The sequence below is a fragment of the Neorhizobium sp. BT27B genome (assembly GCF_050455485.1).
GTDB lineage: Bacteria > Pseudomonadota > Alphaproteobacteria > Rhizobiales > Rhizobiaceae > Neorhizobium.
In genome coordinates this window covers 251,727-270,589 of record NZ_JBCIYT010000008.1, presented here as the reverse complement: position 1 = coordinate 270,589, position 18,863 = coordinate 251,727, and the positions used below count along the sequence as shown (strand labels likewise).

At 59.4% G+C, this 18,863-nt stretch carries 17 protein-coding genes; 13 read left to right on the top strand and 4 right to left on the bottom strand.

Annotated features, from left to right (window positions below):
• Positions 1-20: 20 nt before the first annotated feature.
• Positions 21-863 carry an ABC transporter permease gene (locus tag AAIH70_RS21885; RefSeq protein WP_132277995.1) on the bottom strand — a complete coding sequence of 281 codons (843 nt, stop codon included), beginning with the start codon at positions 861-863 and terminating at the stop codon, positions 21-23.
• A 390-nt stretch (positions 864-1,253) separates the two neighbouring features.
• On the opposite strand from AAIH70_RS21885, the gene AAIH70_RS21880 reads away from it, so the two are divergent.
• Positions 1,254-2,675 (top strand): enoyl ACP reductase FabMG family protein, encoded by a 1,422-nt coding sequence (locus tag AAIH70_RS21880; RefSeq protein ID WP_430035626.1) that lies wholly within the window; start codon positions 1,254-1,256, stop codon positions 2,673-2,675.
• Positions 2,676-2,832: 157 nt separating this feature from the next.
• Here AAIH70_RS21880 and AAIH70_RS21875 read toward each other — a convergent pair whose 3' ends face one another.
• On the bottom strand, positions 2,833-4,425 hold the full coding sequence (locus AAIH70_RS21875; protein WP_430035624.1) for an ABC transporter substrate-binding protein: 1,593 nt from the start codon (positions 4,423-4,425) through the stop codon (positions 2,833-2,835).
• Positions 4,422-4,949: a MarR family winged helix-turn-helix transcriptional regulator gene (locus AAIH70_RS21870; RefSeq protein WP_430035621.1), complete on the bottom strand. Its 528-nt coding sequence runs from the start codon at positions 4,947-4,949 to the stop codon at positions 4,422-4,424. Before AAIH70_RS21870 ends, AAIH70_RS21875 begins: the two co-directional genes overlap by 4 nt.
• 243 nt (positions 4,950-5,192) lie before the next feature.
• Here AAIH70_RS21870 and AAIH70_RS21865 point away from each other — a divergent pair, with 243 nt between their 5' ends.
• The 6 genes from AAIH70_RS21865 to AAIH70_RS21840 all read left to right on the top strand — a co-directional run bounded on the left by AAIH70_RS21865 (position 5,193) and on the right by AAIH70_RS21840 (position 11,208).
• Entirely contained in the window at positions 5,193-5,894 is a 702-nt protein-coding gene (locus AAIH70_RS21865) for a creatininase family protein (protein ID WP_430035619.1), read from the top strand.
• A gap of 92 nt (positions 5,895-5,986) precedes the next feature.
• Positions 5,987-6,958, top strand: a complete 972-nt coding sequence (locus tag AAIH70_RS21860) for an ABC transporter permease (protein WP_132277987.1) — start codon at positions 5,987-5,989, stop codon at positions 6,956-6,958.
• Complete coding sequence (locus AAIH70_RS21855; protein ID WP_132277984.1) at positions 6,958-7,833, top strand: ABC transporter permease; 876 nt, start codon at positions 6,958-6,960, stop codon at positions 7,831-7,833. The genes AAIH70_RS21860 and AAIH70_RS21855 overlap by 1 nt, the downstream gene beginning before the upstream one ends.
• Entirely contained in the window at positions 7,830-9,557 is a 1,728-nt protein-coding gene (locus AAIH70_RS21850; RefSeq protein ID WP_430035617.1) for a dipeptide ABC transporter ATP-binding protein, read from the top strand. Before AAIH70_RS21855 ends, AAIH70_RS21850 begins: the two co-directional genes overlap by 4 nt.
• An 18-nt stretch (positions 9,558-9,575) precedes the next feature.
• A complete protein-coding gene (locus AAIH70_RS21845; protein ID WP_430035615.1) occupies positions 9,576-10,460 on the top strand; it encodes a polysaccharide deacetylase family protein in 885 nt (294 codons plus the stop codon).
• Positions 10,453-11,208: an SDR family NAD(P)-dependent oxidoreductase gene (locus AAIH70_RS21840; RefSeq protein ID WP_430035613.1), complete on the top strand. Its 756-nt coding sequence runs from the start codon at positions 10,453-10,455 to the stop codon at positions 11,206-11,208. Before AAIH70_RS21845 ends, AAIH70_RS21840 begins: the two co-directional genes overlap by 8 nt.
• An 83-nt stretch (positions 11,209-11,291) precedes the next feature.
• On the opposite strand, the gene AAIH70_RS21835 is transcribed toward AAIH70_RS21840, so the two are convergent.
• A complete protein-coding gene (locus AAIH70_RS21835; RefSeq protein ID WP_430035611.1) occupies positions 11,292-12,185 on the bottom strand; it encodes a LysR family transcriptional regulator in 894 nt (297 codons plus the stop codon).
• A gap of 127 nt (positions 12,186-12,312) precedes the next feature.
• On the opposite strand from AAIH70_RS21835, the gene AAIH70_RS21830 reads away from it, so the two are divergent.
• From AAIH70_RS21830 to AAIH70_RS21805, 6 genes are all read left to right on the top strand, one after another.
• The gene (locus AAIH70_RS21830; RefSeq protein WP_430035609.1) at positions 12,313-13,233 is read left to right on the top strand and encodes an ABC transporter permease; all 921 of its coding nucleotides are present in this window, start codon (positions 12,313-12,315) and stop codon (positions 13,231-13,233) included.
• Between the two features lie 9 nt (positions 13,234-13,242).
• Complete coding sequence (locus AAIH70_RS21825; protein WP_430035607.1) at positions 13,243-14,082, top strand: ABC transporter permease; 840 nt, start codon at positions 13,243-13,245, stop codon at positions 14,080-14,082.
• Between the two features lie 155 nt (positions 14,083-14,237).
• Complete coding sequence (locus tag AAIH70_RS21820; protein ID WP_430035606.1) at positions 14,238-15,716, top strand: ABC transporter substrate-binding protein; 1,479 nt, start codon at positions 14,238-14,240, stop codon at positions 15,714-15,716.
• Positions 15,716-16,543 carry a creatininase family protein gene (locus tag AAIH70_RS21815; RefSeq protein ID WP_430035604.1) on the top strand — a complete coding sequence of 276 codons (828 nt, stop codon included), beginning with the start codon at positions 15,716-15,718 and terminating at the stop codon, positions 16,541-16,543. Before AAIH70_RS21820 ends, AAIH70_RS21815 begins: the two co-directional genes overlap by 1 nt.
• Positions 16,543-18,192: an ABC transporter ATP-binding protein gene (locus tag AAIH70_RS21810; protein ID WP_430035603.1), complete on the top strand. Its 1,650-nt coding sequence runs from the start codon at positions 16,543-16,545 to the stop codon at positions 18,190-18,192. The genes AAIH70_RS21815 and AAIH70_RS21810 overlap by 1 nt, the downstream gene beginning before the upstream one ends.
• On the top strand, positions 18,189-18,863 hold the full coding sequence (locus AAIH70_RS21805) for an RraA family protein (RefSeq protein ID WP_430035601.1): 675 nt from the start codon (positions 18,189-18,191) through the stop codon (positions 18,861-18,863). The genes AAIH70_RS21810 and AAIH70_RS21805 overlap by 4 nt, the downstream gene beginning before the upstream one ends.

Below are 18,863 nucleotides of genomic sequence, written 5' to 3'. Positions count from 1 at the left end.
TGTCCTGTGGTTTGACGAAATCAGACGTATTTCCAACGGAGAAACACACGCTTCTCCAGAAGGTTGATGAGGGAAACGGTGACCAGCGCGATTGCCGTGATGGTGGCGACAAGAGCAAAAACGCTGGCCGTGTCGTAGACGCCGACGGCGCGGTTGAGCATGTTGCCGAGCCCGGCCTTGGAGGCGACGATTTCAGCAAACAGCGCCGCCACCAGGCACATGGCCGCCTCCAGCCGAACGGCCGCCATGATGGATGGAACCGCCGATGGCAGGATGATCTTGGTGACGATCTGCAGGCGGCTGGCGCCGAAGGCGCGCGCCACCTTCAGGTGTTTTTCATCGACCTGGCGAATGCCGGCAATCGTGTTGAAGACGAAGATGAAATAGCCGAACAGAAAAACGATGAAGACCTTGTGGGAAAAACCGATGCCCAGATAGAGCGTCAGAAGCGGGATGATCGTCACCTTGGGAATGGCCATCATGGCGACAAGGAAAGGCCCGAAGAATGTGTTGGCTTTGGCGAACAGGCCCATCGCGACGCCTGTCGCGACACCGAGCGTCAGCGCCAGAGCGAACCCCAGCAGCGCTTCCGACAGCGTGATATAGAGATGGTAGAGAAGGTTGTTTTCGAAAAGCAATCTCGGAAATGCGGCGACGATCTGGGTCGGTGATGCGAGATAGATCTGTTTGACCGATCCACTGTCGACGGCATACTGGATCACCAGCAGGATCACGGCAGCAAGCGCGAATTGACCGGCCCGCAACCAACTGAAGAGCGCCCATTGTGGCGATGCGAATCTCCCCGCATTCTGGCTTCGGGCGGACAGCGGTCGGGATGTTTCGAATGCGGATGTCAGTGACATGAAGAGCCGGTTTCCTTGCCTTGACCGGAATTGATCAATGCAAGGCTAGGCGCTCAATATTCTATAAAAAAGGTAGATTTTTCTTTTCATTGGGCGATGAAAGGAAACGCTTTTCCTTCGCCAAGACGGCGCCAACAATCCGAAATCATGCCGATTTCATTTGAGAAAATCCGGTTTCAGGCGTCGCGAAGTGCTGCGAAGACTGGCTCGGGGGTATGGATTGCGATGAGCGCGCTGTGGTCGGCAGGCGGATAAACCGGTGCGTCAGTTCACGTTTCGATATGTTCGGTCACTTTAAATGACTTTCCATCGCGCCCTTCTATCTCCAATTAGGCTGCAGCGATTGTCGTGCCGACCGCGCGACGACCGAGATGTTTGAGAACTGAAGCTATGAAAAATCCGATCCCGCTCAAGACCATCACCGAAAATACCGTGTTTCGCAAAGGCGACGTCTTCGTTCTTTTCGGAGAGCTGTTTGGCCGTGGTTATGCGACCGGGCTTGTCGAGCAGGCACGCAAAGCCGGTTTGCGGATCGTGGGAATTACCGTTGGACGGCGCGACGAGAACAATTGCCTGCGCCCGCTGACGGCCGAAGAGCTTTCCGAAGCCGAGCAGCGGCTGGGCGGCGAGATCATCAATATCCCGCTGATGGCCGGTTTCGATCTCGATGCCCCCGAGGGTGGCCCAACCCCGACAGACCTTCTGGCTGGCATGACGCTGGAAAGCTGGGAACGGGAGAAACTGGACTGGGCATATATCGAACAGTGCCAGGCTGTCGCAACGACGCGGTTCAAGGATGCGCTGGCGCAGGTGATGAGTGTGCTTGACGGCATGATCCCTGAAGGCCGCAATGTATTTTTCGCCCATACCATGGCCGGAGGCATACCCAAAGCGAAGGTTTTTCTCGTCGTCGCCAACCGTATCTACAAGGGAACCGGCGCGCGGCACATGTCGTCGCAGGCACTGCTCGACAGCGATATGGGCAAGCTCATTCTGCGCAATTTCGACGAAGTGTCCGCGATCACCTTCCAGCATCTCATCGACGCCAGCGCTGCCATCCGCCAGCGTACCGAAGCCTCGGGTGGCCAGGTTCGCTATACGGCATACGGCTACCACGGAACGGGCATCTTGATCGGTGGCGAATATCGCTGGCAGACCTATACGAACTACACGCAGGGCTATGCCAAGATGCGTCTGGAAGGCATTGCGGAAAATGCCTGGGCAAAGGGCATAAAGGCGACCGTCTATAACTGTCCCGAGATCCGGACCAATTCCTCGGATGTGTTCACCGGCATCGAGCTGCCGCTTATCCCTCTCCTGCTCGCCTTGAAAAAAGAAAACGGCGGCCAATGGGCAGACGAGCAGTGGCGCGCCTGCAAGGCCCTGCTGCAGGACGGCTTTACGCTGGAAGACGTTATCCGCAAAATCGGCGATCTGCAGGCGAACGAAGCCATGGTGCCATTTTATGACTTCTCCGCATGGCCCATGCCCAACAGTCAGCCGCAGGCCGATCTGACCATCGGAACCTCCATCGAAATCACGGCGATGCACCGCAGCGGCAAGCTGCTCATCAGCGATCTGCTCAGCACATTTGTCGTCGAAGCGACGGGGGAGTTGATCTTCGGCGCGTCATCATCGCCGGTTGGACCTGTGCAGTGGCTAAACCATGACGTCGTGGCCCGTCGCCTCAATGCTTCCCATGACGCCTCCAACACCATCTCATTGCCGACGGCAGAGCAGGGATCGGCTTCCCACGAAATCGCAACCCCGGACATGGTGCCGACGCAGGCTCAGCGCAGCCTCGTTCAATAGGTCGCATTTTGGCAGGTTGGACGTCAAAGGCGCTAGCGATTAACCGCCGCTAGCGCAAAGAGCGGCCGTCGGTCCGCAAGCGCCTCTCCATTGTCCTGAATAAAAAAGGCCGGGCGCAAAAATGCCCGGCCAGGTTACCTCCGGTTGGCGTGGAGGCTTATTTCGAAGGCCGGATGTTCATGGCGAGCGTGTCTTCATCCGAGCGCGGCACGATTGTGATCGCCTTCTTCATGCCCCATGCCGAAACGATCGAGGCGATCGACAGGTTGGGACGATCGGATGCGACCAGCGCATTGGCATCTTTCAGATACTGTTCGCGTTTGCCCGCATCCATCTCGACACCGGCGGCCTCGATCAGCTTGTCCATTTCCGGGTTGGAATAACCACGGATGTTGAAGGCGCCGAGCTTCTTGGCCGGATCGTTGCTGTGCACCAGTGACGAGAGGGTGTAGTTGGATTCACCCGTCAGCGTGCCCCAGCCGGACATGGTCAGCGAATAATCGCCGCGTGTATTGGCCGGGAAATAGACGGCGCCGGGCTGGGCATTGGCTTCCACCTGAATGCCGATTGCGGTCAGCATCTGGGCGATCGTCGTGCCGGTATCCTTGTCGCCCGGCAGTCGGTCGTTGGTAAAGGAGAACGTGACCTTGAAACCGTTGGGATAACCGGCTTCTGCCAAGAGTTTTTTGGCCTTCTCGACATCCGATATCGTCGATTTCACATCCGGATTGTACCCAAAGATGTTCGGCGTCACGAGCTGCGACTGGACAGTGCCCATGCCTTCCATGGCGATCTCGGTGATCGTTTCGCGATCGATGGCGAGATCGAAGGCTTCGCGCACCCGCGGATCGATGAAGGGGTTTTTGGGCAGTGGCGAGCCGTCCTTGGCGCTGACCTGCGGCGACTTCTCGCGGAAATCGAAAGCCATGTTGAACAGGTAGACGCTGTCCTGGCGCACGATGGTGAGCTTCGCATCCGTCTCCAGCGTCGGCACGTCTGACGCGGGGATGCGGGCGATCAGATCGACCTGGCCGGCTTTCAGCTGGGCGACGCGGGCAGCATCGTTGGGGATTTCCTTGCGGATCACCTTGTCCCACGGCTCCTTGCCGCCCCAGTAGCCGTCGAAGCGCTCAAGAACGAGCTGTTCCTTCGGCGTCCACGAGACGAATTTATAGGGGCCGGTGCCGATCGCCGCCTTGCCGGAGTTAAAACCTTCAGACGCTTTCTCCGCACTGTCGGAATAATCCTTGGCGGCGGTGTGCGAGACGACGAACAGGCGGATAAAATCATTCGGCAGGTTCGGCGCCGGGCCGTCGGTCTGGATGCGGATGGTCAGCGGATCGACGATCTCGATACCCTTGACGCGGCGGACATAGATGGTGGTGGGGTTGGGGCCGGCGACTTTCGGAATGCGCTCGATAGAGAATTTCACGTCCTCGGCGGTGAAATCGGAGCCGTCATGGAATTTGACGCCGGGGCGCAGCTTGAATTCCCACGTCGTATCATCGACCGCCGTCCAGCTGGTGGCGAGACCGGGCTCGAGTTCGAGATTGTTGCCGGACTTCACCAGCGAATCGTAGATATGTTTCATCGCCTCGGCATGGGTGCCGGCAGCGGTGAAATCGGGATCGATCGACAGCGGACCGGCACGCACCCCGATGGTGAGGTCGGCGGCAAGTGCCGCCGTCGATACGCCACCGAGCAGCAGGGTCGCAAGCACGGCGATGCGGAATGTCCTGGAAGTCGTCATTCTTCGTTCTCCTCGATGTTTATCATTGGGGGCCAGTTGGGGGAATCCACGACGACCTTGGCCAGCAGTTCCGACAGCATCAGCTGTTCGGCCGGCGTCAGCGACGAGGCCATGGCCTTCTCGCGTTCTACCATCGGCTGCATGGCCTGATCGACGATGCGTCTGCCCTCATCGGTGATGTAGAGGACAAAACTTCTCAGGTCCGCCTGGTCGACCTCGCGGCGGATGATGTTCTTGTCGACCAGCTTCTGGATCGCCCGGCTGATCGTGTTTTTCGGAAAACCCGAGGAACTGCAGATGGCACTCGCCGTCAGCCCGTCCGACAGTCCGAGCGAATAAAGCACCACAAATTCCGGACGCGGAATTCCGTGCTCTTTCTCGATCAGCCGATAGATCGGCTCGTTGAACTGCAGCGCCAGAAAATTGAAGCGGAAAGAAAGCCAGCACGGGTTTTGCCACAGCTTGACGGCAACCAGATCCTCGACGCCATGTTTGCCGGCGGCGGCTTTTCCGCCCTCCCGCAAGAGTGTCTCCAATATCGGTCCACGTGTCTGCCGCACTTCAAATTCGCCCTATATCGCCTCGATATTTAGTCCCGTATGGAACTTGACGCGCCATGAATTGGCTGTCAATTTCTTTTTTTAGTCCCGTATGGAACTTTGCCACATGCAACGCAAACGGTCAAAAAGCACAAATATTGTGCGCTGAGACGGGAAACGGAACAATCTTTGCGCAATGCGACGAAGACTGAGAATGAGGAGAGCGAATTGAAGATCGCCGACATGAACTGGATGCAGGTGGAAGAGCGGGTGGCGCAGGATGATCGCTGCATTTTGCCCATCGGCAGCGTCGAACAACATGCCTATCTGAGCCTCGCGACCGACATGATCCTTGCCGAAAAGGTGTCTGCCGATGCCGCGCAACCGCTCGGCATTCCGGTTTTCCCCGTCGTGTCTTACGGCCTCGCCTCGTCCTTCGCTGCCTATCCCGGCACGCTGACACTATCGCTTTCCACCTATATCGGTGTCATCCGCGATCTGCTCGACAGCATCTACCGCTCCGGCTTCCGCCGTATCCTCGTGGTCAACGGGCATGGCGGCAACATGCCGGCGACGGTGGTGATTTCGGAATGGCTGAACGACCACCCGGACGCATCGGTCAAATTCCACGATTGGTGGCGGGCGCCCAAAACGCTGGCCAAGGTGATGGAGATCGATCCGGCCGCCTCCCACGCTTCGTGGATGGAAAACTTTCCTTGGACGCGCACCACCGATCCGCGTCAGCCGGCGGCCTCCAAGCCAAGGATCGATTTCGCGGCGCTGGCACGTGTCGGCGCGGCACAGAAACGCGAGCTGCTGGGCGACGGCAATTATCACGGCCTCTACCAGCGACCGGACGAGGACATGCTGGCGATCTGGGACGTGGCGGTGGCCGAAACACGGGCGCTTCTGGAAGACGACTGGCACTGAACCGCACCGATCACCGCACACGCCCCATCGGCCGGCGGTGAACGGAACAAAGGCACCAGAACAACCTGCGCAAAGCAGGGTGAAGGGAACGCATGCTGGGTTTCATCCTGCAACGACTATGGCAGGCGCTGGTCGTGGTGATCGCGATGTCGGCGCTGGTGTTTTGTGGCGTCTATGCCGTCGGCAACCCGATCGACGTACTGATCTCACCCGACGCGACACAGGATATCCGCGCCGCGGTGATTGCCCAATACGGGCTCGACCAGCCGCTCTGGCAACAATATTTCACCTTTGTCGGCCGTATCCTGCACGGCGATTTCGGACGCTCCTTCGTTTACAACATGCCGGTCAGCGAACTCATCCTGTCGCGCCTGCCCGCGACACTGGAACTGACGCTGGCGGCCGTGCTGTTTGCCAGCCTCGTCGGCATCCCGATCGGCATGTATGCCGGCTACAAGCCGCACAGCCCGGTCTCGCGCGCCATCATGGCGCTGTCGATCCTCGGTTTTTCGGTGCCGACCTTCTGGTTCGGGCTGATGCTGATCATGGTGTTTGCCGTGCAATGTGGTTGCATGCCGGCCGGCGGACGCGGCGAGACCGTCAGCCTGTTCGGCGTCGATTTCAGCTTTCTGACCGGCGACGGACTGTCCCATATGATCCTGCCGGCGCTCAATCTTGCGCTGTTCAAGTTCTCGCTGATGATCCGGCTGGCGCGCGCCGGCACCCGTGAACTGATGCTGAGCGATACGGTGAAATTTGCCCGCGCTGCGGGCCTGTCGGAGTTCACGGTGCTGAGCCGGCACGTGCTGCGGCTGATCTCCATTCCGCTGGTCACCGTCTTCGGACTGGAACTCGGCTCGACGCTCGCCTTTGCCGTCGTCACCGAGACGATCTTTTCCTGGCCGGGCCTCGGCAAGCTGATCATCGACAGCATCACCTCGCTGGATAGGCCCGTCATGGTCGCCTACCTGATGTTCGTCGCCCTGTTGTTCATCGTCATCAATCTCGTGGTGGATCTCGCCTATGCGTTGCTCGACCCGCGTTTGAGAAAGGGGCGCGCCTGATGCGCGATACTCCACTCTCCCGTTTCCTCGAGGAATTCCGCCGCAACAAGGTCGCCGTCGGCGCTGCATTGTTCGTCTTCGTCATCGTGCTGATTGCCCTGATCGCACCGCTGGTGACACCGCAGGATCCGTATGACCTGGCGCATCTGGTGCTGCGCGATGCACGCCGTCCGCCGGGTTATGTCGGCACCGGCGGTTATACCCACTGGCTCGGCACGGATTCGCAGGGGCGTGACCTGCTCTCGGCGATCATCTACGGCCTGCGTATCTCCCTTCAGATGGGCATCATCGCCAGCGGCATCGCTTTCGTGATCGGCGCTGTGGTCGGCTGTGCAGCTGCCTATATCGGTGGTCGGTTCGAAAGCCTGACCATGCGCATCGTCGACCTGCAGCTGTCGTTTCCGGCTATCCTGCTTGCCTTCGTGATCGCCGCCATTCTCGGCCAGGGCCGTTACCAGCTGATCCTCGCGCTGATCTTTGCGCAATACGCCTATTTTGCCCGCACCGCCCACGGCGCTGCCGCCGCCGAACGGCAGAAGGATTATGTCGAGGCGGCGCTCTCCATTCCGCTCTCCTCCTGGCGGGTGGTATTGCGGCACATCCTGCCCAATTCGATGCCGCCGCTGATCGTCGTGGCGACGGTGCAGGTAGCGAGCGCGATTTCGCTGGAGGCGACGCTTTCCTTCCTCGGCGTCGGACTGCCGCCGACCGAACCGTCGCTCGGCATGCTGATCGCTAACGGTTTTCAGTACCTGCTGTCGGGCCGTTACTGGATCTCGATCTATCCAGGCCTGGCGCTGATCCTCTTCATCGTCTCGCTCAATCTTGTCGGTGACCAGATACGCGACCAGCTCAATCCGAGGCTCCGCCGATGACAGAAACGACAAGCAACATGGTCGCGACACCGCTTCTCGAAGTCACCAACCTGAAAACGTGGTTCGCGAGCGGACGCGGCGAACTGAAGGCCGTCGATGGCGTGTCGTTTTCGATCGCCACCGGCGAAGTGCTGGGCCTTGTCGGCGAATCCGGTTCGGGCAAGTCGATCACCGGTTTTTCGATCATCGGCCTGATCGATGAACCGGGCCGCATCGTCGAGGGTTCGATCAGGCTCGAGGGGCGCGAACTGGTCGGCCTGCCTTCTCATGGGCTACGCGCCATCCGCGGCAAAACCATTTCCATGGTTTTTCAGGATCCGATGATGACGCTCAACCCGGTGCTCAGCATCGGCACGCAGATCAAGCTGGCGCTGGAAGCCCATGAAAACATCAGCGCGACAGAAGCCCGCCAGCGGGCGGTCAAGGCTTTGGCGCAGGTGCGGATCAGCGATCCGGAAACCAAGGTGGATTTTTTTCCGCACCAGTTTTCCGGCGGCATGCGGCAGCGTGTGGCAATCGCCATCGCGCTTCTTCACCGGCCAAAGCTGATTATCTGCGACGAACCGACGACGGCGCTCGACGTGTCGATCCAGGCGGAAATTCTGGCCGAGATGAAGGAACTGGTCTCCGAACTCGGCACGGCGCTCATCTGGATCAGCCACGACCTTGCCATCGTCTCCTCGATCGCTGACCGCGTCGCGGTGATGAAATCCGGCAATATCGTCGAGATCGGCCCGGCGCTCGGTGTACTGACGAAACCGCAGCACGACTACACAAAGGCCTTGCTGGACGCCCTGCCGTCGCGCGCCAAGCCCGGCGAACTGCTTTTGCGCGGCAGCGGCATCACGGATGCCGCACCGCCACCACGAAAATCGGCGACCGCCAATCTGCCGCCGCTCGGCGGCCCCTATCTCGTGATCGACCATGCCGTGAAACGGTTCGAGAAGCCGGTGGGCCTCCTGCATGGGCTGGCAATCAAGTCCGGCCTGTCGCAGCCGGTGACGGTGGTGCAGGCCGTCGACGGCGTCAGCATCAGCCTCAAGCGCGGTGAAGTGCTGGGCCTTGTCGGCGAATCCGGCTCCGGAAAATCGACTCTGGGACGCATCGCGGCCGGCATCACCGTGCCGACAGCGGGCACGATCCGCCTCAACGGCCAGCCGGTTATGAGTGCTGGCCGCAGCCCGAAAAAGATCACCACACGCATCCAGACGATCTTTCAGGACCCGTTCGCCTCGCTCAACGGCCGCATGCGGATCGGCGATATCATCGCCGAAGGACCGCTGGCCCACCGGCTGGTCAGCCGTGCCGAAGCCCCGGAATACGTAAAACAGTGGCTGGCGGCGGTGGGGCTGGACCCGACATTCGCCAACCGGTTTCCACACCAGTTTTCCGGTGGTCAGCGACAGCGTATCGCAATTGCCCGGGCGCTCGCCATGCAGCCGGACGTGATCGTCTGCGACGAGCCGGTTGCCTCGCTCGACGTGTCGATCCAGGCACAGATCATCAATCTCCTGATCCGCTTGAGGGCGGAACTCGACCTGTCGCTGATCTTCATCAGCCACGATCTGTCCGTGGTCCGTCACCTCTGCGACCGCGTCGCCATCATGTATCAGGGCCGGCTTGTCGAGGAAGGCGAGGCCGGCGCCATCTACGCCGATCCGCAACATGCCTACACGAAACGGCTGCTGGCGGCCGTGCCGGTGCTGCCGCAGGCCGCTGAATAACATAACGGAGAACGAGACATGGAACCGTGGGAATGGGACGAGGCCACCTGGCGCGGCAAGGTCGAAAAGGTGCGGGCGGGGCGTTCGCTGAAACCGAAGACCTGGAAGAACGGTGCCCGTTGCGCCGTCGCACTCTCCTTCGATGCCGACCATGAGACCAATGAGTTGCGCGACGGCGGTGAATCCATCGGGCGCCTGTCGTGGGGCCAATACGGCACCCGCGTGGGTGTGCCGCGTATCCTTGAAACCCTGAAGGCCGCCGACGTTCCGGCCACCTTCTTCGTGCCGGCGGTGGCCGCCCTTCTCCATCCGGACGAACAGAAACGTGTCATCGCTGAAGGCCACGAGATCGGCCTGCATGGCTGGATCCATGAGGTGAACACCAGGGTTCCGCCGGAGAAGGAGCGCGAACTGCATCTGCGCGCCGCCGATACGCTCGAAAAGATCACCGGTGTACGCGCCGTCGGCATGCGCACCCCGTCCTGGGATTTTTCGGCCGTGACACTGGAGATAGAACGCGAGCTCGGCCTGCTCTACGATTCATCGCTGATGGCCGATGACGACCCTTACGAGCTTGTCGAGGACGGCAAGCCGACAGGAATGGTCGAGCTACCCGTCGAATGGATCCGTGACGATGCGGTTTATTTCAACATGAACCGGTTTACCGATCTGCGCCCGTATACGGCGCCGCCTGCCGTGCTCGACATTTTCAAGCGCGAATTCGACCGCGCCTACAAGGAAGGCGGCCTGTTTCTGCTGACCATGCACCCGCATGTGTCCGGTTACCGCTCGCGCATCTTCATCCTCGAGGAACTGATCCAGCACATCAAGAGCCATGACGATGTCTGGTTCGGCACCCATGCCGATATCGCCCGTTTCGCCAAGGACAATGCCGATGTCTGACGTGACGCGCAAAGTGGCACTTGTGACCGGCGGCGGGCGTGGCATCGGCCGCGCCTGTGCGCTGGATCTGGCAAAAAACGGTTTCGATATCGCCCTTGTCGATCTGATCGAGGACGATCTTGGCCGCACGGCCGGCGAACTGCGTGCGCTGGGCCGTGCCGCGCTGACGTTCATTGCCGATGTGCGTGAGCACGGACGTGCGGCCGAGATCGTTGCCGACATCGATGCGCAATGGGGGCGGATAGACGTGCTATTCAACAATGCCGGCCGCCCGATGCCCAAGGGGATAGAGGAAATCTCGGAGGAGGAATTCGACACGACCATCGACATCAACCTCAAGAGCGCCTTCAACTATATCCAGCCGGTCGTGCCGGTAATGCGCCGCAATGGCGGCGGCCGGATCATCAACATGTCGTCGATGAACGCCCACACCGGCGGCGTCACCAGCGCCGTCAGCCGATTCTCCTACACCGCAGCCAAGGCCGGCATCCTGGGCATGACCAAGGCTCTGGCCAAGGAACTGGCGCCGGAGATCGTCGTCAATGCGGTTTGCCCGGGCGTCATCAAGACCGAGCTGTCAAACGCGATGATCAATGCCCGCGAGGAACAGCTTGCCGCCGGCATTTCGCTGAAGAGAGTAGGCACGCCACAGGACGTCGCAAGCGTCGTGACGTTCCTCGCAACATCCGAACCGAACTTCATGACCGGCCAGGACATTCAAATCGACGGCATGCAATGGGTAAGGTAGCCGAGCCGGCGCATCCGAGCGGGGCCAGACCTACGCCTCACAAAAAACCGTGACCTTACTTCGTGTCGCACGGACCGGATTTGTCATTGCCTCGAACCACGCGCCAAATCCAGAAAATCCAGTACAGCCTGCGATTGTTCTTCCGCGTGCCACGCCACAAGAAGCTCGACCTCCTGCGGTATTTCGGGAAGCGGCTTGTAAACCAGATACGGGCTTGGATTATAGGCGAGCCAAGAGGGGGCGATAGCGATGCCGACGCCAGCAGCGACCAAGGTGCTGATTGCCAGTGTGTGCGAGACTTCCTGCACGATGACGGGATGAATGCCACCACGACGAAGCGCATCCATGATCGCATGATAATAGCTCGCCCCGACTGTCGGCGCGTAGGTTATGATCGGTTCACCGGCGAAGTCCTTTATCAGAAGGCTCTCTTTTTTCGCCAGCGGATGATCTATCGGGACGACGGCAACAAAGCCTTCCTGTAGAACACGCTCCGTCTTGAAAAAACCGGCCGGGTTGGTCGAGCGGATGAAGGCTATTTGGATCTTGTTGGCTTGCAGCAGCTGCAATTGCTGGGCAGTCCCGAGAACCTGCACATCCACCGTAACGGCCGGATAACTCTTCTTGAAATCTCGAATGATCGGCGGCAGCACATGTGATAGCGCCAGATGCACCCCGCTGACGGAAATTGTTCCGCTTTTCTCTCCGGAAATAGAACGTGTGTGCGTTACGGCACGGTCCAGCCCGCCTAACATCTCCTGCGAATGACGAAGGAAAATTTCTCCGGCCGGGGTGAGCTCGACACGGCGGGTTGTCCTGCGGAAGAGCTTGGTGCCAAGCCGTTCTTCCAGCAGGCGAATCTGCTGACTGAGAGGCGCCTGGGCCATGCCGAGCCTGTCAGCCGCACGGCTGAAGTGAAGCTCCTCCGCCACGCAGACGAAGTAATGAAGGTGACGCAGCTCAATGCCATATTTCATATCGAAAACATATCAATGCCAACGTCATTTTGTAATAGATAATAACTTATTCTCGTGATTAGTTTTAAAAAAAAACGACATTAATGGTGGAACAGCAGGGCGTTAATGCCCCAAGAACGGAGCGTGCATGACGCGTTTCTGGTTGCTCAGGATTCTTCGAACCGTGCTTACCCTCTGGTTCGTCGTAACATTCACATTCGTTGTGCTCAGGACATCCGGCGATCCCGTTATCGCCCTTGTCGGCGCTGACGCGACGACCGAAGAAGTCGAACAGTTCCGCGCCCTCTGGCGCCTCGACGATCCCCTATGGATCCAGTATTTCCGTTACATCATGCAGATGGCAACCGGCCAGTTCGGCATTTCCTATCGCGACGGCCGGGAGGTGTTCGATATTATCGCCGAACGCATACCCTGGACGCTGATGCTGGGGGTGTTTGCCTATATTGGCGCAATTCTGATCGGCATTCCAGCCGGTATCATCGCGGCGATCAAGCGCGGATCCACATTCGACAACCTGATCATGGCGACGGCCGTCTTCGGTTTTGCCTTGCCGAACTTCTTTCTCGGCATTCTGTTGATCCTGCTGTTTTCGCTGTCGCTACAATGGTTGCCGAGTTCTGGAACGGGCACGATCTGGCATCTGGTCATGCCGGCACTCACCCTTGCCACGTTCACGGCAGGCACGCTTGCCCGGTTCACGCGATCGGCCATGCTTGAGGTGCTCGACAAGCTCTATATCCGTGCTGCGGCAGCAAAAGGGGTCGGATATTGGAAGCGTATCATCCTGCACGCCCTCCCCAATGCCAGCATTCCGCTGGTGACGATTATCGGCCTTAATCTGGGTGAGTTGATCGGCGGCGCCATCGTTGTCGAAACCGTGTTTGCCTGGCCGGGCATAGGCCGGCTTCTGGTGACTGCAGTATCGTCACGCGATCTGGCGGTTGTTCAGGGCCTTGTTCTGGTGATGGCAATCACGATGGTTCTGGCGAACCTGCTTGTCGACCTGATGTACGGTCTGCTTGATCCGCGTATCCGTGTGAAGAACTGAGGAAGAACGATGAAACGTACCTCCCCAATTCTCGTCTTTGCATTGGCCGTTCTGTTTTTTGCCTTCTTCGTCGCGATCGTCGGCAACATATTCACTCCTCATGGCGCCTCGCAACAGAACCTGCTCGCACGTCTGAAGCCGCCGGCATTCATGACCGGCAGCAATCCGAATTTTCCGCTGGGTACGGACCGTATCGGCCGCGATATGGTTGCCCGCCTCATTGCCGGGCTGCAGATGTCACTGTCTGTGGCCATTGCCGGAACGATCATCGGGGCCGTACTTGGGTCGCTTGTCGGCTTCATGGCTGCACATTTCCGTGGCTGGGTGGATGAAGCGCTGATGATGCTGGTGGATTTTCAGGCATCGCTGCCGTTTATCCTCATCACCCTCACCCTGCTCGCCTTCTTCGGCAACAGCATGACGCTTTTCGTTTTGCTGATGGGCCTATTCGGCTGGGAGAAATATGCGCGTCTGTCACGCGGTGTTGTCCTGTCGGCGGTCAACCAGCCTTATGCGAAAGCCATTGTCGCGCTCGGCGCCGGCAATGGACGTCTCTATATCCGGCACATTCTGCCCAACATCGCCAGCGCCCTGATCGTTCAGGTCACTCTGACCTTTCCGCAAATTATTTTGCTGGAAACATCGCTCAGCTTCCTCGGGCTTGGCATTCAGGCGCCGCAGACCAGCCTTGGCCAGATCCTCGGCGACGGCCGCGATTATCTGTCGACCGCATGGTGGATCTCCGTCTGGCCGGGCGCCGTCATCTTTCTCGTCACGCTGTCGATGAGCATTGTCGGCGACTGGCTGCGCGATCGTCTCGACCCGATGCTGCGTGAAAGGACCACTTGAATACGGACAACTTAAATTTCGCTTGAAAATCAACGTAGGGAAGGTTTGGGACGATGTTTACAAGGCGTGAAGTTGGAAATCTGATATTGGGGGCCGGCGCCCTTTCCATGGTTGGAAGCCTGCCGATAACAGCCTCGGCGCAAGATCGCCCTTCCTTGACGATCGCCGTCGACAATCTCTGGGCCAACATGGCCACGATCAACGGCATCTCGACCACATCGCGCCGCATCTTCCCGAACTTCTATGACAATCTCGTCGACCGCGATTACATCAACGATGAAAACGGCCTCATCTTCGCGCCCAAGCTCGCCACCAAATGGGAGCAGAACGGCAATGTCTGGACATTCACTCTGCGCGAAGGCGTGAAATTCCATGACGGCACGGAAATGACATCCGAAGATGCCGTCTTCACCCTGTCGCCAGAGCGCTTATGGGGACCGAAACCATTCGAACCGCGCGGCAAGACTTTCACTGCCGGCTTCAAGCGCGTTGAAGCGACCGGAAAATATACGTTCGAAGTCGAGACCGAGCGGCCCGATCCGAGCCTGCCGCGAAAGCTTACCGGCTATATCGGCTTCGTCGTGCCCAAAAAATACTACATGGAAGTCGGCGTTGACGCTTTCGGGCAAAAGCCGATCGGCACCGGCCCCTACAAGGTCACGACCTTCCGCTCCGGTGAGATCATGGTGCTGGAAGCGTTTGACGACTACTGGGGTGGCCCGCCGCCGGTCAAGCAGATCTCGTGGAAGATCGTGCCAGAATTCGCAGCCCGGATGGCCGGCCTCGTTTCCAAGGAATTCGACTTCATCGTCAACATACCGACAGATCAGGAAGCCAGTCTCGAAGGCTATCAGGATGTTACCCTGAAGCGGGTTCTCGCCGACAACTACCCGGCCCTGGCCTTCAACACACGGCCTGACCCCGAGGACAATCCGCTGGTCGACCCCAACCTGCGTTACGCCATGGTGCAGGCTCTGGATATGAACACCATTGTCCAGGCCTTGTTCAACGGCGCGACGGAACATCCCGCAGTTCCGTTCAACTTTAAGGAATATGGGCAGTTCTACGATCCGAACCTGCCGGTCAAGCTGCCCTATGATCCGGAAGCGGCCAAGGCGCTGGTTGCGAAAACCAAATACAAGGGTGAACGGCTGCGCTGGCACATTACCCGGCAGTTCTACCCCAATTACGAAGCAGCCGCCGAGATCATGGTCGAGCAGTGGCGCGAAGTCGGGATCAATGTCGATGCCGTCGTGCTCGACAATTTCGAACTCGTCTACCGGCGTCCGTACCACCTCATGAACATGTCCATGAGCTCCGACTTCATTCCCGGCGATCCCTATCAGCCGCTGTGGCTGGACTGGGGCCCAACCGCCTCGCGCTCGACAGCCACCTGGAAGACGTGGGATCCATCGCCGGAATTCGTCGAACTTGGCAAGAAGTTCGATGCGACGCTTGATTTCGAGGAACGCAAGAAGGCCTATCTCGCCCTCTCGGAGGAATGGCAGCGGATCACACCTGGCTTCTATCTCTGGAAGAGCGTCTACAACTGCGCCCATCGCGCCGGCATCGATTTCAAATACAAGCCGAATGGCGAGATGCGCTTCTACGGCGATTACTTCAAGTTCGTCTGATGCCAACACATCAAAAACACGCATTGAAGGACATGACGTTCGCGGAGTTCCGCGAACGTCTGCCTGAAAAACCCGTCATTCTTCTGCCTTTCGGCAGCCAGGAAGAACAGGGTCCACACGCCCCGATGGGCGACTACATGCTGACGGAAGCCGTCGCTGCGAAAGTGGCCGAAGCTTCCGGCGCCATTGTCGCACCCACCATCCCATTTGGCTGGGGCGATTTCTTTCGCACCATTCCCGGCGGCATCCAGTTGCGACCGTCGACATTTGCCGCGGTTGTGGAAGATGTGGTCGTCGCCTTTCTGGAACACGGCATCGAGCACATCCTCGTGCTCAACGGGCATACCAGCAATACGCCCCTTTTCGACCAGACACTGCGACGTATCCGGGCCGAGCGTGGTGTCACCGTTCCGCTGATAAACCTCTGGCAATCCATCCCAGACCCTTTGTGGAAGGAACTGCACGGCGATCTGGTGGCGACCGCACGCGGCCATGGGGGCGAACCGCTGACCTCGATCTACCTGCATCTCTTCCCCGACTTGATGCGGATGGACCTGGCGCGTCCCTCGGCCCGTTCGGAAGCGTTCGGCCTGCCGACCGGCGGCGTCAACAACATCCGCTTCGAAGGAATGGGGGTCAACGTTCCTTTGAACTGCCACGAGGTGAACGCCGATGGCATGCTGGGCGGAGATCCGCTTCTCGCCAGTGCCGAGAACGGAAAGCGCATGGTCGATCATCTCGTCGGGTTCTGCAGCCGCTTCGTCGAGCATATGCGCAGGTGCGACATGCGGGCGCCCACCCTTTTTCCGGCGGACAAGGACACATGATGAGCAACGAACGATTATCGATCGAAAATCTCGATGTGCAACTGCCCACTGGCGCCGACAGGACATTTGCTGTCGAGGGACTGTCACTCAGTGTCGCCAAGGGTGAGATCCTCTGCATTGTCGGGGAGTCCGGCTCGGGCAAATCACTGACGGCACTCGCTACGATGGGGCTTTTGCCGAGCAATCTCGGCAAGCCCCAAGGGCGGGTGATGTTCGAGGGACAAGACCTACTGACGATTGATCACGCGACCCGACGAAGCATTACCGGGCGGCGGATAGCCATGATCTTCCAGGAACCCATGGCAGCGCTCAACCCGATTTTTCGGGTAGGCGAGCAGGTTGCCGAGACGTTTCGCATTCATACCGACCTGCCTCGATCAGACATTCGCCGCAAGGTCATCGAACTGTTTGGTGAGGTCAACCTCCCGGACCCCGAACAGATCTATCACTCCTATCCGCATCAGCTTTCGGGCGGCCAGTGCCAGCGTGTGATGATCGCAACAGCGTTGGCGCTTGACCCGTCGGTGCTGATCGCGGACGAGCCGACGACGGCGCTTGATGTCACCACACAGGCGCAGATCCTCAAGCTGATGCTGGACCTGCGGGCAAAGCACGACACCGGCATCATCTTCATCACCCACGATTTCGGCGTGGTGGCGGAGATCGCCGACCGCGTCGCTGTCATGAAAATGGGCAAGCTTATCGAAATCGGCCCGCGTGACGAGATCCTCAATCACCCCAGGGAGGATTATACACGCAGTCTGCTGGCGGCCGTTCCCACCCTTGCGAGAAGACAGGAACGTCAGGGTCTCGGCAATCCGGTTCTTCTGGCGCGCAATATCGTCAAGACCTTCACGCGTGCCGGCGGCCTCGGTGGCACACGCACGGTGAAGGCAGTCGACAATATCGACCTCACGATCCGACGCGGCGAAACACTCGGGCTTGTTGGAGAATCCGGCTCCGGCAAATCGACACTGGCGCAATGCGTCATCCGTCTGGTTCAGCCCGAAAGCGGCGACATCACCATTTCAGGCGGCGACTTTTCCAGTCTGTCGGGCAAGGCATTGCGTGAAGCCCGACGCAAGGTGCAGATCGTCTTCCAGGACCCATATACCGCGCTCGACCCGCGCCAGAAGATCGGCGATGCGATTGCCGAGGGCCCGATGATCCACGGCCTCGGCAAGAAGGCCTCCATGGCGCGCGCACTCGACCTTCTGGAGGCTTGCGGCCTTGACCGTTCGGCCGGCGACCGCTTCCCCCACGAATTCTCGGGCGGCCAGCGACAGCGCATCTGCATCGCAAGAGCGCTTGCCGTTGAGCCTGAATTGCTGATCGCCGACGAGAGCGTGTCCGCGCTCGATGTTTCCGTTCAGGCGCAGGTGCTGAAACTGCTGGCCGACATGCAGGCCAGACTCGGTTTCGGCATTCTCTTCATCACCCACGACCTGCGTGTCGCCAGCCAGATCTGCGACAACATCGCCGTCATGAAAGGCGGCAGGATCGTGGAGCGCGGCGACCCGGCCACTCTCTTCGGTGCGCCGAAGGAAAACTACACCAAGGAACTGCTGGCAGCGGTGCCGGGCAAAAGCTGGCGGCACCATGCCGAGGCCGCAACGGCCCTGGACGATATTCGCGAGGACGCACCATGAAAAAATACCATATCGGCCCTGTGCCCAAGCAGGTCGACATCGCCCTGATCGAAGGTTTCACCAAGGTCGAAGTTGCGACCATCGGCCATTTCCGCCACCGTGGCTTTGTGCATCATTCGATCGCACCGGTGGTCGAACCGACCGAAACAATCGTCGGCACCGCTGCGACCGTCGCCATTCCCGGCACGGACTCGACACTGCTGCACCACGCTGTCGGCTCCTTGCGGCCAGGTGATTTCCTGTTCGTCGACAGGCTCGGCGATGACCGGCATGCCTGCATCGGCGGCGGGGTCGCCTTTGCAATCAAGACGGCAGGCGCGATCGGTGTCGTGATCGATGGTCCTTGCACCGATGTGGAGGAAATTGCCGAACTCGACATGCCGCTCTGGAGCCGCGGCGTTTCCGGCATAACCACCCGGCTCAACAATCTTGGCGGTGCGATGAACCTGCCGATTTCCTGCGGCAACGTTCCGGTCATGCCAGGTGACATCGTGATCGCCGATGCCAGCGGCATTCTCGTTATACCCATCGATGAGGCTGCCGAGGTTCTGGAAGAAGCGACAGCCCGCCAGGCGCGTGCCGGCCGCAACAAGGGCAAGATCGCGGCCGGAGAAAAGCTTGGTGATCTTTCCGGCGCAAGCCGCCTTGTCAATGCGGCTCTGGAGGCGTGA

Excerpts from the sequence above, each read along its gene's own strand:
- AAIH70_RS21850 (WP_430035617.1), top strand. The coding sequence starts at position 7,830 with ATGACAGAAACGACAAGCAACATGGTCGCGACACCGCTTCTCGAAGTC.
- AAIH70_RS21810 (WP_430035603.1), top strand. The coding sequence starts at position 16,543 with ATGAGCAACGAACGATTATCGATCGAAAATCTCGATGTGCAACTGCCC.
- AAIH70_RS21835 (WP_430035611.1), bottom strand. The coding sequence starts at position 12,185 with ATGAAATATGGCATTGAGCTGCGTCACCTTCATTACTTCGTCTGCGTG.
- AAIH70_RS21825 (WP_430035607.1), top strand. The coding sequence starts at position 13,243 with ATGAAACGTACCTCCCCAATTCTCGTCTTTGCATTGGCCGTTCTGTTT.
- AAIH70_RS21815 (WP_430035604.1), top strand. The coding sequence starts at position 15,716 with ATGCCAACACATCAAAAACACGCATTGAAGGACATGACGTTCGCGGAG.
- AAIH70_RS21845 (WP_430035615.1), top strand. The coding sequence starts at position 9,576 with ATGGAACCGTGGGAATGGGACGAGGCCACCTGGCGCGGCAAGGTCGAA.
- AAIH70_RS21860 (WP_132277987.1), top strand. The coding sequence starts at position 5,987 with ATGCTGGGTTTCATCCTGCAACGACTATGGCAGGCGCTGGTCGTGGTG.
- AAIH70_RS21855 (WP_132277984.1), top strand. The coding sequence starts at position 6,958 with ATGCGCGATACTCCACTCTCCCGTTTCCTCGAGGAATTCCGCCGCAAC.
- AAIH70_RS21805 (WP_430035601.1), top strand. The coding sequence starts at position 18,189 with ATGAAAAAATACCATATCGGCCCTGTGCCCAAGCAGGTCGACATCGCC.
- AAIH70_RS21875 (WP_430035624.1), bottom strand. The coding sequence starts at position 4,425 with ATGACGACTTCCAGGACATTCCGCATCGCCGTGCTTGCGACCCTGCTG.
- AAIH70_RS21885 (WP_132277995.1), bottom strand. The coding sequence starts at position 863 with ATGTCACTGACATCCGCATTCGAAACATCCCGACCGCTGTCCGCCCGA.
- AAIH70_RS21830 (WP_430035609.1), top strand. The coding sequence starts at position 12,313 with ATGACGCGTTTCTGGTTGCTCAGGATTCTTCGAACCGTGCTTACCCTC.
- AAIH70_RS21880 (WP_430035626.1), top strand. The coding sequence starts at position 1,254 with ATGAAAAATCCGATCCCGCTCAAGACCATCACCGAAAATACCGTGTTT.
- AAIH70_RS21840 (WP_430035613.1), top strand. The coding sequence starts at position 10,453 with ATGTCTGACGTGACGCGCAAAGTGGCACTTGTGACCGGCGGCGGGCGT.